The sequence below is a fragment of the Bradyrhizobium sp. MI1.7 genome, assembly GCF_055811795.1.
On record NZ_JBVVPO010000160.1, the window covers coordinates 1 to 4,406 of the forward strand.

3 protein-coding genes and 1 pseudogene are annotated in these 4,406 nt (G+C 58.8%); all 4 read right to left on the bottom strand.

Annotation, left to right across the window (positions count from 1 at the left end):
• Nucleotides 1-298: pseudogene (locus tag AC0L3X_RS46530) on the bottom strand (hypothetical protein); the annotation flags it as partial.
• Nucleotides 299-377: 79 nt separating this feature from the next.
• On the bottom strand, nucleotides 378-1,061 hold the full coding sequence (locus AC0L3X_RS46535) for a helix-turn-helix domain-containing protein (RefSeq protein ID WP_063981927.1): 684 nt from the start codon (nucleotides 1,059-1,061) through the stop codon (nucleotides 378-380).
• Nucleotides 1,062-2,743: 1,682 nt separating this feature from the next.
• On the bottom strand, nucleotides 2,744-3,142 hold the full coding sequence (locus AC0L3X_RS46540) for a hypothetical protein (protein ID WP_244623476.1): 399 nt from the start codon (nucleotides 3,140-3,142) through the stop codon (nucleotides 2,744-2,746).
• Nucleotides 3,143-3,857: 715 nt separating this feature from the next.
• Nucleotides 3,858-4,406 (bottom strand): outer membrane protein (locus AC0L3X_RS46545; RefSeq protein ID WP_473317550.1); only part of this gene is annotated, 549 nt, incomplete at its 5' end.

A 4,406-nucleotide genomic window follows, 5' to 3' on the forward strand; every position in this document is an offset into this window, starting at 1 on the left:
GCGAGCCGCCGAAAATAAAGGCGAGACGCCCCAGAAACAGAAACAGGTGACTCAGGATCGGATTCGAGCGCGGAGGTGGGAGCGGAACGCGTCGCAGGCGATACCAATAGGCGACCTGCATCGCAATGATAATGACGGGCCTAGCAAGATTATCGGACCGTTCGAACGGCAGCTGCTCACCGGGATGGATTATCAAGTGCCTAAATTCGGGCAGGCCGTCCAAGATTATGAAGAGTGCTCCTGTCAGTTGAACCACGAGAAGAACCAAATAAACGGCTCTGGATTTTAGGTTCGTCATCTCGAACACCCGTCAACTCCGCTGCGGCCGGCCGCACTTAGCCTGCTTCGAGGGCACTCAGCTTCGTCCTGAACTGGACCTAATCTGGTGGATCGAGGTTTGCCAGCCGCTCTCGGTCGAGAAGTACGATTTCCCGGTGACTACCAGCGGTGAAATCAAGTACGCCCGCTCCATGCAGCCTGGATAGAACACGACACACCGTTTCGAGTGCTAAGCCGAGGTAGTCAGCTATATCGCGACGGTACATGGGGAGTGCCATTGAGTTAGTGGCGGTCAGGCGCTTGTCCATCTCCAGCAAGAACGCGGCAACTCTCTCCGATGACGATTTACGGCCAAGCAGCAGCATATGATTTTCCGCGTGCTCGAGGTTGCTGGTAGTCATACGGAGTAGGTTGCGCGAGACAGCTGGATCGGTTTCGGCGACCATTTCTAGAGTTTGCCGTCTGATCAGGCGAAGCGTCGTCTCGACCACCGCCTGGGTCGTAAATCGATGCGTCCCACTGTTCTCCAGCCCGAAAATATCTCCGGCCAAATGGAATGCGCCAATCTGGCGTCGACCGTCAGAGAGCAGTTTGTAACTGCGCGCCGCTCCCCTGATTACTTGATAGACGTATTCGGCAGGTTCCTTCTCACTGAAAATTGCTTTCCCCTTTTTGTAGATCAATACACTCGAACTGACGCCCGGATTTGATTCGCTCGTGATGCCAAGGTCAGTGAGCGAATTAGGGCAGAGGGACCGCCCCGTAGTATTACGCACAAACATGCGGGCTACTCTTTTATTGATTTTTAGCCAATCGAATACGTCTCGGTGCGCGGAACGATAAGCTCCACCCCAAGGTGGAGTGAAGCATAGTATTTGGCGACTGACGCGATGGTACTGTACCAAGGGACAGTGGAGCATTGTCACTGTTGCCGTCAGCGCGGTTGTGCTCGCTGGCGTCGTGTATCGGTCTGGTGACGGGCCGCCGCATCGTGGGGCACGGCAAAGCCCCATAGCTGCATCGCGGCTTCTCCTGATTGTGTCGGCTTCCTTGCAATGGTGATGATCGTCTCATCGCCATCGGTCACACGACAGTGACACTGATGCGCACAAGGGGACAACGTGCCTACAGCTGAACAATGCCGCGCTTATGCCGCCGAGTACAAACTACGTGCCGCTGATCCGAGGAATTCACCCCGCCGAGCGACCGTGCTGACGAACATCTCACGGAGCTGGGCAGCGCTTGGGAGCCAGCTTGAGAACCTTGCAGAGATCGCGAAGTCGGAAGGCAAGTGAGATCGCCTCCCGTCAAAGTGGGCTGGCCCGTGCGTCCTCATCCGCACTTGGCGGCTATCGCTTCGTGACCCGCTTGTTGAGTGCTTTGCGCATCGCCGTTTCGTCCGCGATGAATTTCGAGACCTGATGCTGCTCAGCCTGGGTCAGCCACCGGGTCAGCTTGTCGGCGATCATGGCCCTCTCGCTGAAGCTTGCGTCCCGAGCCGGGTGGGCCACCGTCCATGCGATTAATGCCAGCTGGCGTTTGGTCGGACGCTGGCGTGATCGCGAGCTTATATTTGTTGACCGTTCTGCGGTCATTGGTCTCCCGAGGGCGTAGACCCTTCTAGTCGCGCAGCTTTTTGCCGAATTCCTCTTACTGTTTCGGTCAAGCTGGCACGAACTGCAGCCCCCTTGGGGCGCGGCCCGTTACGATTACCCATGTGGCGGGAAGTGCTCCTTCGGATCGCAGTCATTGCTGTCGGCATGCTGCCGGTGGCGCTGCTCTCTTTCGCGCTTTTTAGAATGTGATTAACGACGTTCATTGATCTGGCTCAATGGCGCAGCTGCCTATCGAGCGGCCTCCTCATGCGAGGAAGGCGCGTCATGAAATCGCCGTCGGTACTGGATTTACCAATCACTGGTCTGGGCATCAGCCGCGTTTGGTCTCGCGTTGATCGCATCGTTGACGTTGTGAAGCCGAATTGCAACCTCCGGAATAAAGCGTAAGATTCAAGTGATTTGCGAACTCGTGGAGGGCATCGTGGCAGCGCGAGACCTCGTTTTCAAAGTCGCCATTATTGGGCTGAGCGTTCTTTCAGCATCTTTCGCGTATACGCTGGTGCTGGGTCTGTAACGGCGTCCCAGAGGCCGGCCTCGCAGAGGGCAATCTTTGTCCTTCAGAACGGTAACTTTGCGGGTTGCCAAGCCTCGATGTCACGTCCATCGCCGGTCAATGCAGCGCCAAGATAGTCGGCGGCGTTGAACTGGAGGACCCAGCCGTCAGCGCTGGCGTCGACATGCTGGCAGCAGCCATAGTCGCGGTGTAGTTCAGGACGTCGCGGGCGCCGGAGGCGCGCATCTCACCGAAGGTGATCTTTTGAAGGCAGGTTCGTCACGGTTCCCGCTCGCGCTTTTCTTCGACGTCATGAGCGCCATTGGTCGAGGAGCGATAAGGTAGTCGGGAGCTCTTATGCCGATCTGCGCGTTCGTGCGACCCGGCGTTGGATGCCGCGGCGACGCTTGTGCTCTTCTAGACGACGTTGCGGGGGCGGGGGCGGCGAGGCAAACTCGCTGGCCGGCAGATTCTCGATCAGCTCGCCGAGCGTAAGATCTTTAGATACGGTCGTAGGTGGCTGCTCAACCGCCGAGAGCAAGTCCCGGCCCGCGTCCGTGATACGCCACTCGCCTGGCTCGCGCGCGATCAGCTTTTGGCCGAAGATATCGAGGTCTGGTGCCCGCGCAGCCAGAAGCTTCATGCGACCGGTCCACTCGGGTCCGCTGGTGTAGAAAAGAGCCAGGTGTTGCTTGACGACGTCAAGACTGGCCCGGCCATCGGGCTGGCCGGCGAGGATTTTGAGTATCGACATCTGAAAGCTCACGTCCGCCACCAGTACGCGACTACCAAACTATCGGACTAACGTAGCGTGTGCATCGGTCGTGTCTAGCGCCATCTTCTTTATGAACGGAGCGACCGAAACTCGGCGGGGTAAAGTAAAAGCGGGGCCTGATTGCTAGCCATTCTTAGATTTTCCGCAGAGGACTTGCCTCGGTTTTCCTTCTCTTTGTAGCTGACATTGGTCCCTTCGTTGAGGGTATTTCGCTCCGCAGTGAGGGCGTCCGCCAACAATCTGTCGAGCACCCGCCGGTCCTCGGCGTCGGCCTGGTGTGAGCCGCCGGTGATGCCGGCGCGCCTGGCCCGGCGCTGTGCGCCGACAGCCTCGATGAGGCGATCGCCTGGCTCAGAGGACACTGGCGAGGGCCTCGCGCAGCCGAGAAAAAACCCCGGCCTTGGGTTTGGGGCAGGCCGGGGCTTGGAGGTTGTTAAGGCCAGGCCTCGGGCTGAGGCTCGAACGCGCATCGACCATCGATGACCTTGCGGCGCCTTTCAATTGCCCTTATGGACAGGCTTTCCCGCGCCATGCAAATCGCGATCTTGATCCTCAATGAGGCAGATGCTCGGCGTTATCGGCGTCTGCACCGCCTGAGTGATCCTACCGGCTTTTTCCTAAGCGGGACCGCCGCGTTGTCGAGAGATAAAGAAAAGCCCCGGACGACGCCGGGGCTTAAGTTCGCTGGAGGAAATCAGTAACGCGCTGCGATCGGGGCGCCATAACCGCCGAAGCGGTAATTGAAGCGCAGCGTGATCATGTCCACGTCCTGCGTGATCCGGTCGTTCACAAAGGCGGCAAGTCGCGGATCAGCGACCGTGAACGAATTATTCCGGTGCCCCATGAACAAATGGTCGTATTCGACGCCCACCGACCAATTCGGGGTGAAGCCATACTCGTATCCAACACCAATGACACCACCCCAGCGGGTAGCGCTTTGCGCGGCGAGCTCGGTGCCGAAGGCATTATCGATGACGCTTAGGCGGTTGTCTGTCACCGCCGCGCCGCCCTTCACGTAGAACAGTGACGCATTCCAGGCGTAGCCGATCTGGCCGGTGAAGAGGCCGATGGCACTGGTTTTGGTGCGAGTGGAGAGCGAAGCATCGATCAGGCTGACGCGCTGGTTGCTGAGATCCGCCCAATCGCCCTGGGCTTCCAGGCCAAACACCCACTGGCTGGCCTGCCAGCGATAACCGAGCTGGCCGCCGATGACGCCACCGGACCGATCGCGGCAGCCGGAAGC